A 14,722-nucleotide genomic window follows, 5' to 3' on the forward strand; every position below is an offset into this window, starting at 1 on the left:
TGGGAAACGCTAAAGTTGGCGGGCGCTATCGGCGACTAGCAATCCGTTTTCCGACCTCAGCATACCCTTGACAACAAGATCCGAGACGGCTGCCGAGATCACTGATCGCAATTGTGCGCTGGTAGCTTTGAACCCGAGCATCCGGGCAACCCTCACGGCGATCTCCTCTTCCGTCGCCCCAAGGTTCGATGTCACTATCTCGATCGCACCTTCAGCGATCTCCTCCTGGGCAATCATTTCGGGCTTCCGCAAGCCGGGAGACATCGTCTGACTTCGATCCCTTAGAGAGACCGATGCACCAGGCTTGAAACAAAAATTTCCTCGCCGGGCCACTGCGCCACGGCTCTCAGCTATGATTAACCCTCGCTCAATGGCATCCTGAATCCTACCGCCCGCGCGCTGCAAACCCCACGCATCTCGGATTCGAGAAACCACCTCGTCAAGATGAATTGGCGCTTCCGTCGCTACGACTTGTTCGACCAGTCCGGCCATCATGCCGGTTGGTGTTTCATGAAGCTCGAAGGGGCCGGGTCGCTTCAGTTCAATCTCCTCATAGGCTCGATGCGGTTTCTCGGCTTCTTTTGCGTTTTCCAAACCGATTTCCGTCACGTTGCCTCGGTCGACGGTAACAACCTCGACGGTCACAGCGCGATGCCTCTGGAGACCCAACTCGAGGCGAGCATCAAGTTCCTTCCTCGCAGCCTCAATAGCCAATACGGTGCGCTCCAGCTGCTCGCGAGGTCGCTGGAACCAGTCAGGGCTCCAAATGCGGTGGATGATCCAGCCATGATCCTCCAGGACTGCTTGCCGGAGACGGTCGCGGTCCCTAGCCGAGCGTGATGAGTGATATCCTATCCCGTCGCATTCGATACCAAGAATGTAACGCCCTGGCCGGTCTGGATCGGCAACGGCAAGGTCAATAAAGAAGCCTGCGATGCCCACTTGGGCGTGAACCTGGTAACCTTTCTCGATCAGGGCGTTGGCTACCTGCTCTTCAAAGACGGAATCCATCTCCCGAGTAGTAACCTGGGCGAGCGACAGCCGTCCCGTCCTTGCATAATGCAGGAAGAGCTTGAAGGCGAAGACGCCTTTTCCCTTGCCCCGCTCTAGGTCGATGTCCTCGTCGGTTATGGAAGCAAAGACCTCGCAACTACGCTTTGCACGACTTATCAGGACATTTAGCCGTCGCTCACCGCCTTCCGCTCCAAGAGGGCCGAAGCGCATAGCCATGTAGCCCTGCGCATTCTTCGCGTAACCCACTGAGATCATGATGACGTCACGCTCATCGCCCTGAACATTCTCGAGGTTCTTGACGAAGAACGGTTCGCTCGGATGAGCGTGGAAGAACTCTTCGGTGTCAGGATTTAGCCGGCGCAGCGCTTCAAGTTCATCCTGAATCGCACGACGTTGGCTCACTGAGAACGTTGCAACACCAAGGGACTCGTGAGGATTCGACTTAGCATGGCGGATGATCGCCTCGGCTACGGTTCGGGCCTCGACAGGATTTGTTCCTGTGCCGCCGGAGTCGAAGACTCCTTCCGGCACATGATGGAATCGCAAACCCATACCTGCCTCTTGGGTATAGGGGCTCGGGACGATGAACAACCGGTTCTCGTAAAACTGGCTGTTCGAGACGGCGATCAGGGACTGGTGGCGGCTGCGGTAGTGCCAGCGGAGCATACGCTGCGGCAGGCCACGGGCTGTGAACAGGCCGAGGATGCTTTCAATGTCGGCAACCTGAGCACCTTCCCCGTCGTCGTCCTCAGATTGCGATCCCGTCATCTTGGCGAAGAATGTCGTGGGAGGCAGCTGGCGTTCGTCGCCAACGACAACGACCTGTTTGGTTCTGGCTATCGAGCCCAGCGCGTCCACGGGCTGTATCTGCGAAGCCTCATCCATTACCAGCAGGTCGAAAGATATTCGCCCAGGTGACAGGAACTGTGCCACGGACAGCGGACTCATCATGAACACAGGTTTGAGCGCCTGGATCGCAGGACCTGCCTTTTGCATTAGCTGTCGTATAGGCATATGGCCGCGTTTGCGCGCCATCTCCGAACGAAGCAGTCCGACCGGTCCAGCTCCGCCATCTCTCGGAGGAATTTTTCGATGATGGGCGGTTACTACCTCAATGGCACCAGCCTTGATTCTTTGTCGATCCAGGTCAGCAAAGTCGCGCACAGCTCTAGAATGTAGTTCACCGTCGAACCTCGCTAGCTCCGGCTGCTCTGCCGCCATCGCCGTTAGTACCCGTTCGTAGTAGGCCATATCGAACGTCGAGCGCGCCGATCCAGTGGCCACCTGACCTTTGGCTAAGGCATCTACCAACTCACCGAGCCCCGCCTTTCGCGCACTGTCGGATCGTTCCCGGTAAGCAACCCATTTCGAGAGCTGTTCCAGATGCTCAAGCCAGGAGTTCAGCCTCGAAATGACCTCGGATATTTCGACCTCCGAAAAGTCCTGTGCTCCGAACAAGGAAGTCGCATCGGCGGTCAAGTCTCCTGCAAGGGCCTTGAGTTCCCCGCCCACCGCCTGGGCCACTGTGTGCGCCGCACGAGCCGATGCCGCGAGCTCAACCCGTTCGGGCAGCCGCGCAGCTAGATGTCGTAGCGCGCCATTCTGCCTGAGCCACAGTTCGCCGTCGGCCAGCGCGGTCCAGTTGGACATACGGCCGGCCCACGCCGAGCCGAACGCCGAATTCCCAAGAGCGTCGGCGGCGTCAACCGCCTGAGCAAGCTCCTGTAGTTGCCCTAGACCGCGGACGAGTTCCAGACGATCTACGACCAGATCTGGAGCAGCTGCTAAAACTTGCCGCGACAGTTCGTCCGCTCGGGTCACGGCTCGCGCCTTCGGTTCCACTAGGTCCAATACTGCACGCTCGGCGGAAGTCACGTTACCCAGCGTGGACGAAGCGAGATGCCCTAGATCGTTCCAGAAACCTTCGATGATAGGCCGGCCGATTTCGATAACCTTGCGAACCCGCTCTGCACGCGCGCCAGCCTCGGAGCGTTCCGCCATTCGGCCCGCGATGAGTCGAGGTTCCGAGCCCAGCCCCCGTAACGTCCGCATCCACTCGACCAATGCCAGGAGCGGTGCAGAAGACGACCGCTCCCCGCGCCAATCCCCGCCAAAGGCAGATCGGCCAAAAGCGTCGCCCTCGCGTATCCTTGCAGCGGCCGCCTGTCCCTTCATCAAAAGGTCGAGCAGATGAATCAAGTCAGCCATAGGAGCTTTGGGATCGACTACAATGGAGCGCATAAGTGCTGTCGCCCGACGGTAGTCGCTGTTCAACGCTTTTAAGATTCCCGTGTGGGTGGCAAGCGCCTGCCGTGTCGTGGCCACGTCGGTGCTCCACGCGGCGTCTACGACCTTCCCTTGGAGTCCGGCGCGAACGGCTTCGAGCGTCGCAACACTGTCCGCTAGATCGCCAGCCTGCTCAAGTCCGGAGTCCCAGACGGTGGCCGCGAAGGCCTCAGGACTGGCGTCAGGAGCAGCCGCTACTCGTTCGCCAGTCACGACCAGTCTTAGGAGACCTGTCAGCGTGTCCGGCAGGACTGTCGATCCTAGCTCCTGATTCAGCCGTTCAGCCTCTTGCTTCAGCCGCGGTAGCAGAATGGTGAGCTGTCGTGCGCGGACGAATCCCTCTTTGGGAAACTCCGAGGGGAGCTTTGCGAGCTCAGTCTCAAGACCTTCGATGGGAGTGTCTACAGCCCCCATCGCCAAGTGCTCAGAGAGTCCCGCGGACTTGCGCGCGTAGTCGGCACCTATCCATAGCAGTGATGAGATTTCTTTTGCCTGGTCATCCCATGAGGACGAGGCCAGCGCCTCGGGAGGAAACGAAGGCGCCGCCGCAAGAAGTTCGGCGCGATCCCGCACTGGGCTGCTGTCATGGAGGATCTGCGGAGGTTCCGATTCAATCTCCTTGGCGATGGTCGCAAGGTGTTCCCGGAGCGCCTCCGCCTGAGACAGTAAGGATTCAATGCGAGGAACCAGCCTCTCGACGGTGGTGGAGAGCACGCCGTCGAGACCCACTCCTCGCCAGGGATGATGGATCGGCAGGCCGATCTCGTCGATTCGCTGAGAAACCTCGTCCAGCAGCCGTCGACGCATTGAGACAGCGTCAGCCGGCCAGTCGGTAGCGCCATCAAGCTGGATATCTACGGGTCTTTGCCCCTGCTGCTTGAGCCGGATCAGTTGGCCAAGAACCTGGTAGGGGGTGAGTTCGGACGCCCCATGCGAAACGTGCATGAGGGCAGCATGAGCATTCAGCTTATCCCGTGCCTCAAGGAGGTGGTCGGTCAGCGACGAGGGAAACTGTCCCCGAGGTGATCCAAGATGCCAGGTGCGGCGCAGTTCCTCCAGCATCATGCGTTTGTTCGCTTTGTTGCTATGGAGCTCGAGGCAAGCGTCCCCCACCCCGGCAGTGTCAAGCCGTCGCTTCACGACCTCCAGCGCGGCCATCTTTTCGGCCACGAACAGCACGGTTTTGCCGTCAGCCACCGCCGACGCGATGATGTTCGCGATCGTCTGCGATTTTCCTGTCCCTGGCGGACCTTGGATAACAAGGTCGCGGCCATTCCTCACGTCGTGGATCGCGAGTGTCTGAGAACTGTCGCTGTCGACGATATGCAGCATGTCGGCCGGCGCGATATGCGGATCGATCGCGATGTCGTCGGACATCAGCGGCTCACGCGTCTCGAAGCCATCTGAAAGAAGCGAGCGAATCTTTGGCTGGTCGATAATCTTTGCGCCGTCCGGCCAAATGTCCGGATCAAGGTCACGGTACATCAGGAACTTCGCGAACGAGAAGAACCCAAGCACCATGTCGTCGCGGAACACCTCCCAACCTTCCTTGGTCGAGACTGCTTGCGCGACAGCATCAAGATAACCCGAGGCATCGAAATCGTCTCCCGCTTCGAAAGGAGGCATGGCGAGCTTGTGCAGTCGGTCGAGATAGGCCTCAAGGGAGAGATTTGCAGTATGATCCTCCGGTCGAGCCCTTAGTCGGAACCTTTCCCCGGCCGCCCCTCGTTCGAGCCGAACCGGCACAAGTATGAGCGGAGCGTGCCGGATATTCTCTTTGTTGTTCGGGTCCACCCACTTCAGCATGCCGAGCGCCAAGAAGAGGATGTTAACCCCCTGCTCCTCCTCAAGTGTCCGGGCATCGTGGTAGAGGTCGAGGAGACGTCGTTGCAAGCCAGTTGGTGTCATCCGCGTTTGCAGCTTGGTGTCCGAATGCCGCGCAGACACTCCTCTGTCGTCGCCTTCATCGTCCTCAGGTTGGGCAAGGGTAACTGGGGAATAGTCGATCTCTTCGTCCGGAACCCCGCTATCTTCCTGACCGGCCTTCGACCGGTCAGGCTTCCCCGCCAGGAATGTGAACGCCTTCCCTTCGTTCACCAGAAGCCGGTAGATTTCTGAAGACCTCTCATCGACGACATCGATTGTCTTCGCGCTTTTTGAGAACCTAGGCACATTCAGAAGGCGATTGCGGGCTGAAAGGTCCAGCAACTCCATCCTGGCGCGCTCGAGTTTCTCCTTTAAAGGGAGGTCACTTTGGAAGACAGATTTTTCGACGTCTGACAATTGTGCCCCCTGTAAAACGAAACAAATAGAGCCTACGCAAGCGCCACCTGCAAGAAAAAAGCGGTCTATTAAACTTCAGACGACTATGGGCTCACACCGCAGTTTTTATATTGTGCAGTGCGGTACAATGACAGGAAAGCCTCTGTCGGATTGGGACATCATGCGCGGCAAGCGCGTGCCTAAAAATTTCGTTTGCAAGAGTGTTGAAAATCAGCCGGACATTGGCCGCGCAGCTATCCAAGCTCGTGGATCATGACGCCAGGCACAACCGTCCTGGCGATCTCGCATAGGTGCTGGTGATGCGGGTGTCGAGGCCGACGGCATTCAGATCAGTATCAGTCCATGCCTCGACATGCTGACTCTTCGAAGAGGGAACTGAGATCTTACTAAGGTTGCGACCCGGTCTGGCTACTTTTTCAGTAGCAAAAACATCTTGTTGTGCCGTGTCCATGTAATCTAAGCGCGGGAGGCAGAGAAAGATTCGTATCTTTTTCTGAAGCGCTTGACTGCGCGCATCACGCGAAAAAGCCGCCAAATTCCGGGAGGCGCGCCGGTAACATAAGCGTTTCGGACAGCAAGATCGATCTGAACACCAAGCGCCTTACCGTCTGCTAAAATATGTGTCGCGACATCGGGAGCAGGCTTTGCGTGTCCTAGCCAATCCGGCAAGCGCGCCAAAGTACGAAAGGCCTCGTCGAGTCCCCACAACGTATAGCGAACATCAAGCCGCTTTTCTTTCAGGCGCTTCGCTGCTTCAGCTGCGGCACGGTATCTTTCCGCATGCTGAGGACTACCCATTACTTTTCGTTGGATGGTTGATAACGCGATTACTTCATGTACTGCTTTTCCAATTGATTTAAGATCCTCTGCAATTACGTCGCGTTGAGCCGTCCTATATTCCTCGCCACGCTTATTCATCACGGTTAAAATTAGCGTAATGACTGTTGCAGCCGCGGCGATGATGGCGGCGAGCATTGTGGCTTCTGGCTGACTCATTGCTACTCGCTGTGATTGACGGGGCGAGCGCGATGGAATTCTGCTCGTATGGCTGATACTGGCCCTAACAACCTCATTGCGCAACGACCGCTTCTTGACGGACCGGGATGGCTTGGGCAAGGCTAGCTTGGGTCGTTTGCCCAATGTCCACTTCAGTCGAATGTGTGTCGAAAGCGGCCGGCAGATTTCGGCCCGTCCCGGCTATTCAGAAATGCGCATCCGAACGGCCTCTTTGGGCGCAAAGCCTTCATGTGTACTTTCGCCAGGGCGAGTCCGCTTTTCACAAGCCGACCTGACTGAAGTTATACGCGAGTGGCACATACTGCGAGCGTGGTGCAAACTGCTTACATCATGCGGAGGTAACAGCGCTATGGGCTCGCTGAAGTCCCAGCCTGTCTTTAAGCCTGCGAAGTGTCGATCGGGAGTCGCCGAGTTCGAACCTGTCGTTCAGTGATATTTTTGGCCACGATTGTTGAAGGCAATTTTGGTGCCTTCCAGGATATCGACGACTGCCTTGTTGATTGTTCCATCTTCGATCGACCCTGCATTGTAGGAGATCGAGGGGCCACTCTTTCGATCAAATGTCGCGTGGATGATCTGCTCCGCATCGCAGACAACAGCGAGATTGGGATTGTGGGTCACCATAATAATCTGGCGGGATCTCTTCGCCTCGTTGAGCACGGGGACCAGGAGACTAACCACCGTCTCGTTGTCGAGATTCTCCTCAGGCTGGTCAAGGACAATTGGATTCCGTCCTTTGTCAACCAGTAGATAGAATATAAGGAGGAGCGCGCCCCGCTGCCCAGGGGAGAGCTGCTCGATTGGTGTGTCCTGGAACATCAAGGTATATTTCGGCTCCAGATACTCGAGGCCGAACACATAACTGTAGACGGAAGCGGGCTCCCGATCCTTGCGCATTAGGGATCGGATGCCGGGGGCGTTGCCCACCTCACCCGCGCTGGCGGTCAGCAAGGAATCGATATCATTGGCAAAGCCCACCGCATCGCTGGGTTGATTGAAAGCGTATTTATCGAATCGGATCCGGATTGCGTTCAGGCTTTCTTCATCCCCACGAAGCTCGCCTCTGATCTGTTTTATGTCACTGAAAAGATTCGTGGCGATGCTTTCCGGTGAGCCCAGCAGGCGAGCCTGGAATTGCAATTTGTAATCATCCCGGATCAGCGCATTGCTCTGGATCAGACTTTGCAATGGCACGAAGAACGCTTCGCGGGCGACACGCTGTTCCTCGAGCACGCTGAAAATGTCGGATGTTATTCCTTGTCGCTCTTCACGCCGCTTTTTTAGCAAAGCCGGCAGCTCATCGATCTGCGTTAGTCGCCGTTGAAGACCCTTAAGGCTTTCCGGATCTGTATCGGACCCGTCGATCACATCCAGGGCTGTTTGCCATATTTGAAGCGCCTGGACGTACGTTTGGTACTTCTTTTGAGGCTCGTTGAGCTTTTCAACGAGAGGTGCTTGTTCTGCGATAAGGCCATCGCGTACGCCGGCTAATGTCGCCATCTTCAAGTCGATTTCGGCCTCTTCAGCTACCAATTTCTCCACGCTTTGCGTCAAGACTGCATCTTTGATTGTCATCGATATGATGTCGTCCACCTTGAGCTCGGCGAGTTCCAGATCAGCGGCAATTTCCACCGTGAAAGCATCGTACTGACGTTGGAAGAAAGCAATTCGGTCTCGAATACTTCGCACCGTCCGCGCCTTTCGGCCAACCCCTTGTCTGGTGTCGGTTAGTGCCTTTGCTCCAACGGACAATTTCTCCAGCTCCGCGGAAATCTCGGCGAGCCGTCCGCTGGCCTGATATTGCTCCGTCGTTAGTCGATCGGTCGGCGCCGGCTCTGCCTGAGGCTTGATTGCCAAGTGCTCTGCCCGTTGACGCTCCTTCAGAGCGATTTGCTCAACAAGATTGGCTCGGACACCAGGGTTTAGCTGATCCTCATCAGCGACAAGTTGCTGGCTGAGCGTCCTCAGACGGCTGCGAAGCCCTTCAGTCCTCGCCCTGAACGTGGCTTCCTGTGCACTTATCAGCTGGTCAAAATCGAGGGCGTCTAGCCGGACATCCTTTGGCACGTGAGAGAAAATAACAGCGCGCAGCTCTTTCTCAAATACTTCAGTTTTTCCCGATACATGCTCGTTGCAAAGCGCTTCGAACCGACCTTGCGGAATGTAGCGAACCAGTTCTACACGATCATGGGCAGGGTCTTCTGCGAGCGACATTTCGCGGGGATCACCGGCAAGCCACGTGAGTTTTCCAAGGAACTGGCGCGCGGGTTCGCCGTTTTTTCCACGGAAACGCTCCTTCTTCAAAAATGAGAAATGGGCACCCTGCTGAGAGTTGCCGAGCAGAGCGAGGATATCGGCCAAGGCGCTTTTGCCGCTGCCCTTATTGCCGATCACGGCCACGAGATCCGGATTGAGCGGGATCTCGACTTCATGCAGCCACTTATCGGCGAGCATGCTCCCATCGACCTTTTTAATACTGATGCGATCTATGTAGAATGTCTTGTTCTCATTGATGCGCTCCAGTTTGGGTGGCCTAGCGCCGAGAAATGATCGTTTCGCCGGCTCTTTCAGGGCCTGCAGGAGACCTTTCCAGGTAGGGTCCGCCTTGATCCAGGTGCGCTTTCCTGATGGATAGTCACCGTAGCCGCGCTTGTCCTTGCCATTTCCCACAAAGCAATGCGCGTCGCTGCCTGACACCGCAAGGCGTGGAAGATCGCGAAGGGCTGCCTGAAAATTGCAAACCCATTTGGCGTTACCAGGTGTTTCGATGCCGCAGAACGCGGCCCACAAGTTCGGATCCCGCGTTTCGAAAATTGGAGAGCTTTCGAATAAGCCCAGGGTATAGGCATAGTGGGTTGACCAATCGACCTCCTGAAGGCCATCGTTTGTAGAGAACGGCATAAACCCAATGGCACGGCCGTCTGGAACTTTGCGGATTGCTTCCTTGTAAGAGTCAGTATTGATCTCAGCGACCTTGCAGCCGGCGAGATATGCTACCTCGTCGTCCGCATCGACCTCCTCTTTCGTAAACCCGTGGACGGCGAGTTTGTCCTTGCCAACGAAGCGCGCGACTTCAATCAGCGCGTTTGATGATAGTGGCCGGTTAACCAGCTCGACTTTCAAATGCGACAGGAAGTCCCTGAGGTGTTGATCGGGAATATCGTCGGAAAACATTACATGTGCATTGAGGCGTGCCTTCATAGGAGACACAAGGCGAAGCTCGATACCTGGAAACAACGTCTTCTTCAGCTTGGGTGCAGTTTCTTCGCTGCGCCGCTTCTTCAGCGCAAACCACCCATCGAAGTGCCAGTAGTCCATCAGGCAGTATGCGGCCGGAGACGCACCGTTCAGGGCATTGATCATTTCGTCGAGAAGTTGGTCGTTGCGCACAGCATCGCCCGCAAATTTCTCGCCGCTCCACTCGAACGAAGCAGGCGAGTGAATATGAAGGTCCCACTCCCGCCACTCAGATCCCCGCGAATACATCTGTCACGCCCCGATAAGAACTTATCTTTCGAGGCGTTATCGCTGCCCCCCGGATAGCGTCGTAACATGACGCGCTTGTTCGTCAAACGGAGACATTGTCAGAAGTCGGAGCGGCGCTTCTCGTTGAAGCGCTTTGCCATGAACGAGCCCGCCCCCTTTGCTGGGCTGGCGGTCCTTCTGGTTAACAGCCAAGACATTTATGAGGGGAGCGGTGGGCTCGACTTTCTGAATCTTACCCATGAGCGAGCCGACGACAAACCCGAGGCGTGTCCTGAAGATAGTCGAGAAACCGGCCTAGTTCTCAAGCTTGGCGCCAAGTTCCCGGTAGGTCATCGTAGAACCGTCTAGGGCGACCGCAATCAAGAATCGCATAGCCGGGGCAAGTCCGTGAGCAACCAGGTCGTTGTTTGTTGCCGCATACGGCCTACGTTTCGCCATTCTTTGCCCCCACCATCTTCTCGATTAGCGCACGCCCAGCTCTGGAACCCGCAAATCCGAGGGCCTAAGCCTTCCAATGCATGCACGCATGCATTCACCGTGCTCGGAAGGATATCCAGAAATATCTTCAATCGGTCTCCTCTCTCGTAGGCGATCGGCACACTACCAAAGCTGCCTCTTTGCGGTAGGGCGCCATGTGCTGTCCCGTTGCTATCGTCCAATTGCTGGCTACAGTGTCTCCAGGCCCGGCATGCGTCTGTTGGCTCCCGCCCACTCTGCAAGTCCAGTGCTCAGGAACAGCCGCGCATATTCGCGTTCCTGATCCTTCGTCGATCGCTTCGACAGGATGACGGCGGTGCCGTCGTTCCGGGCCCTGTCGACCTTGAAAGGATTCGGCTGGAGTCGGTCCCGGCTCCACTCAAAGGCCGTACATATGGATGCAGGCGATCAGGTCCGTACTTTCAAATTTTCTTGGAAACTGGGGCCGTCCACATATGGACTTCACCATGCAAGCAAGCATTGGTAGGCACCATAGGCTTCAACGAAGCCCTGATCTCCTAGCCCGCAGTGTCTGACCGCGGGCTTCAGCCAGTACTAGCGCTGGATTAGCCGGCTCTGGCTGAAGGAGATCAAAATGTCGAACGACACCGATGCCAATAGATCTGCCGAGACCAACATCCTGGAACCCACTGTTTCCAAGGGAAAAGGCCGAACGAAGGGCAAAGCAGCAAAGGCTGAGGCGCCTGCGAAGGCAGGAAAGGTGATAAAGCCGGGCGCGACAAAGGCAGATCTGGTTCTCAAAAAGCTAGCCACGCCGAAAGGGGCCAGCATTCAGAACCTGGCGGAGGTAACCGGCTGGCAAGCCCACTCGGTCCGCGGGTTTCTATCGGGCACCGTCAAGAAAAAGCTTGGGCAGGCGCTCATCAGCGAGATCGGCAAGGATGGTACCCGGCGGTACAGAATCGCGGACATTGCGACCGGCGCGTGAATTCGATGATCGCCAGAAAAGATTTGGAAAATGAGATCGCCGGTGTCGGCGATCTCGACCGTGATGAGCTGGTCGCTCGGTGGGCAAAAATCTTTCGATGCCCCCCTCCACCAGGCGTCCGGCGAGAGTTGCTCTCCTACGCGATAGCCTCGGACCTCCAGGCAAAACGCCTTGGCGGCCTATCCGCTGAGGGGAAGAAGGCGCTCAAACTCGCCATCGCGAATGTGGTGGCGAAAATGCCAAGGTCGGGCCAAACAGATACCGATGCCACAGCTCTTGGAGGGGATAGCTCCGGCAACACCGGAAAAGCAAAGCGGAGTGATACCATCGCGCGCGCCACTCCACGGGTTGGTGCAAGGCTCATACGTGATTGGAACGGAAGGACCAACGTCGTCGACGTGGTGAAGGACGGGTTCCTGTTTGAAGGCACGAAATACCTCTCGCTCTCGGCAATCGCTCGGAAAATCACTGGCGCCCACTGGTCAGGCCCGAGGTTCTTTGGACTATGAGTACGCCCCTCAAACTCCGCTGCGCGGTCTATACCCGCAAGTCATCTGAGGAAGGTCTTGATCAGGAGTTCAACTCGCTCGACGCGCAGCGAGAAGCTTGTGTTGCCTACATCTCTTCCCAAGTAGGACTCGGTTGGAAGCTGATCCCCGATCATTACGATGATGGAGGCATTTCAGGCGGGACCTTGGAGCGCCCCGCCTTGCAACGGTTGCTTCAAGACGTTCGTGATCGCAGGATCGATGTTGTGGTGGTCTACAAGATCGACAGGTTGACGCGATCGCTTATGGACTTCGCCAAAATCGTTGAAATCTTCGATGCCAGCCACGTTTCGTTCGTCTCGGTGACGCAAGCCTTCAACACCACGAGTTCAATGGGGCGGCTGACGCTAAACGTACTTCTGGCCTTTGCCCAGTTCGAGCGCGAGGTCACGGCAGAACGCATCCGTGACAAGATTGCCGCTTCGCGGAGAAAAGGCATGTGGATGGGCGGCCGGGTGCCTCTCGGCTATGAGGTGAGAGACCGAAAACTGGTCGTGAATGACCGCGACGCAAACATGGTCCGCTACTTGTTTCGCCGTTACCTTGAACTCAAATCAGTGCTGGCACTAGCCGACGAGTTCAACGGGCAACAAAGAGATGAGACTCAAACCGAACTCGGCAGCCAAGGCGGTGCAAGACGTGGCCACTGGAGCAGGGGCAAGCTTTACTACCTGCTCTCGAACAAACTTTATATCGGACGCGTGAAACACCATGCTGAGCACTTTGACGGTGAGCATGAGGCCATCATCGACGCCGAAGACTTTGATAAGGTCCAGGAACTTCTGGCTGAACAATCGCCTCGCAGGCGAGGATCATCGTCAAATGCACCTGATGTCCATCTCCTGACCGGCATTGTTTTTGACGAGACCGGCGACCGCCTTAGTCCCGTCCATGCCAGCAATCATGGGAAGCGATATCGCTACTACGTCTCTGCGCGCCTTAAGAACTCCAACAACAAGAATGATGGTTGGCGCATTCCTTCTCATGAGCTCGAAGCCATTGTCGAACATCAGCTGCGGCAATTGTTGCTGGATCGATCACGCCTCGCCGATTGGGTCCAACGTTACGCATCGGTAGGCCACATCCAGCAGGCGCTTGATGCTGCGAACGCATGGATCGAGACGAAGGCTGCGCAGGAAACCGCGATCTCCCCTCGGTCGATCTTTAAGAGAATCACGCTGAGCAGCGACAACATCAGCTTTCAAATTGATCGGAAAGCCCTTGTCGCGATGCTCTGCGACGGCGTCCCATGCAGTTCGAATGAAAACGCGCTTGATCCTGAAGCCGAGTCATCATTGTTCACTATCAATTTGCCAGTAGCCATGAGGCGACGCGGTGCCGAGACACGCATGGTGATCGAGAACGACAGCCGGCAGAACAGAGCGCCCGATGCTGCTCTGATCGACCTCATCGCCAGGGCACATCTCTATCTCGCCAAATTGACCGATGGCTCAGGTCAAGGCATCGCAGACATAGCATACCATTGCAGGGTGCATCGTGCCGACATCAGTCGCATCCTGCCGTTGGCCTTCCTGTCGCCGAAGATAGTCGAGGCAATTCTGGCGGGTAGCCAGCCACCGGATTTAACCGTGCGACACTTGACCCGTCTAATCGACATGCCGCTTGCCTGGCAAGATCAGGAAATCGTCCTGGGTTTCTGACCACCCCCCCTCGGCACGGGGCTGAAGGTCGGAGGCTGCTGATAGCCTGCTACAGCGGCCAACTCCTAACCGCAGCGCTCATCGGACCAATCAGGCAGCACATCGCTTCGGCATCATTGCGATGCACCGCGCATCATCCCAGAATTTAAGTGGTCACCAAAACACCGCCGCTGAGACGGACGGCCCGAAATTGGCCAAACCACCCGCAAATCGCGGTCTCACGACCACGTAATACCGTCTCTGCAGAGCTAAGCTTTTGAATTGACGACGTAATGTGCGTCGCGCGAGCATTGCGCAAATTACTGAAGACTGTTTGGTGGAGCCAATCGGGATCGAACCGACGACCTCTTGAATGCCATTCAAGCGCTCTCCCAACTGAGCTATGGCCCCACATCCGGCAGTCAACCGGCGCCGTTTCCGGCGAAGAGATCCGGTGCGGGTTGGTGACCGCGCCGTTAGTGCAGGCGGCTTCTAACCCCGCCCTTCGTCAATATCAAGCCTTGAACGCCGGCTTTTTGTCCACAGGCCGAGAAAGTTGTCCGCAGGCCGGGAAGCCTGCAAACGCTTGTGCTCAGACCTCGTCGTCGTCGTCGCCCACGCCGATCATGTCGGCGACATCGTCGTCTTCTTCCTCTTCGTCGGCAAGGAAAGTGTCGTCCTCGTCATCGCCGAGATCGACGTCCTCGTCATCGCCGAGATCGGGCAGGTCGTCGCCCTTGGCGTCGTCGTCGGCCTCTTCGAGCGAAACGACCTCAACGCCCTCTTCGTCCTCGGCGTCCACTTCCTTCTCGGCCACTTCCTCTTCCTCTTCGATGGCGGCAATCTTGCCTTCCTCGAAATAGGAACGCGGATAGGTCTTGCCCGTGTACGGCGAGACGACAGGGTCCTTGTTCAGGTCGTAGAATTTTCGGCCCGTCTCCGGGTCGATGCGTTTTGTGCCAAGTTCGGTTTTTGCCACGGCAAGCCTCGTCAATAAAAGAGTGGTCCCCTTAACCACAGTT

Annotated in this window: 7 protein-coding genes and 1 tRNA gene; 3 read left to right on the top strand and 5 right to left on the bottom strand. The window is 56.8% G+C overall.

Annotated elements, in window-relative coordinates:
• Window positions 1-9: 9 nt before the first annotated feature.
• The 3 genes from ABVQ20_RS20350 to ABVQ20_RS20360 form a co-directional block, all read right to left on the bottom strand.
• The gene (locus ABVQ20_RS20350; RefSeq protein ID WP_354461272.1) at window positions 10-5,583 is read right to left on the bottom strand and encodes a DUF3320 domain-containing protein; all 5,574 of its coding nucleotides are present in this window, start codon (window positions 5,581-5,583) and stop codon (window positions 10-12) included.
• A gap of 456 nt (window positions 5,584-6,039) precedes the next feature.
• Entirely contained in the window at window positions 6,040-6,558 is a 519-nt protein-coding gene (locus ABVQ20_RS20355; protein ID WP_354461273.1) for a hypothetical protein, read from the bottom strand.
• Window positions 6,559-7,026: 468 nt separating this feature from the next.
• Window positions 7,027-10,086 carry a TrlF family AAA-like ATPase gene (locus ABVQ20_RS20360; RefSeq protein WP_354461274.1) on the bottom strand — a complete coding sequence of 1,020 codons (3,060 nt, stop codon included), beginning with the start codon at window positions 10,084-10,086 and terminating at the stop codon, window positions 7,027-7,029.
• A gap of 1,072 nt (window positions 10,087-11,158) precedes the next feature.
• On the opposite strand from ABVQ20_RS20360, the gene ABVQ20_RS20365 reads away from it, so the two are divergent.
• The 3 genes from ABVQ20_RS20365 to ABVQ20_RS20375 are packed head-to-tail and all read left to right on the top strand — an operon-like array spanning window position 11,159 to window position 13,721.
• Window positions 11,159-11,512 carry a DUF3489 domain-containing protein gene (locus ABVQ20_RS20365; RefSeq protein WP_354461275.1) on the top strand — a complete coding sequence of 118 codons (354 nt, stop codon included), beginning with the start codon at window positions 11,159-11,161 and terminating at the stop codon, window positions 11,510-11,512.
• Window positions 11,513-11,517: 5 nt separating this feature from the next.
• A complete protein-coding gene (locus ABVQ20_RS20370) occupies window positions 11,518-12,021 on the top strand; it encodes a DUF2924 domain-containing protein (protein WP_354462232.1) in 504 nt (167 codons plus the stop codon).
• Window positions 12,018-13,721 carry a recombinase family protein gene (locus ABVQ20_RS20375; RefSeq protein ID WP_354461276.1) on the top strand — a complete coding sequence of 568 codons (1,704 nt, stop codon included), beginning with the start codon at window positions 12,018-12,020 and terminating at the stop codon, window positions 13,719-13,721. The genes ABVQ20_RS20370 and ABVQ20_RS20375 overlap by 4 nt, the downstream gene beginning before the upstream one ends.
• Before the next feature lie 314 nt (window positions 13,722-14,035).
• Here the strand turns inward: ABVQ20_RS20375 and ABVQ20_RS20380 are convergent.
• Together ABVQ20_RS20380 and ABVQ20_RS20385 are read right to left on the bottom strand one after the other, a co-directional pair.
• Window positions 14,036-14,111: transfer RNA gene (locus ABVQ20_RS20380), tRNA-Ala, on the bottom strand.
• Between the two features lie 181 nt (window positions 14,112-14,292).
• Window positions 14,293-14,679 (bottom strand): TIGR02300 family protein, encoded by a 387-nt coding sequence (locus ABVQ20_RS20385; protein ID WP_227349397.1) that lies wholly within the window; start codon window positions 14,677-14,679, stop codon window positions 14,293-14,295.
• Window positions 14,680-14,722 lie beyond the last annotated feature (43 nt).

Source organism: Mesorhizobium shangrilense (genome assembly GCF_040537815.1).
GTDB lineage: Bacteria > Pseudomonadota > Alphaproteobacteria > Rhizobiales > Rhizobiaceae > Mesorhizobium > Mesorhizobium shangrilense.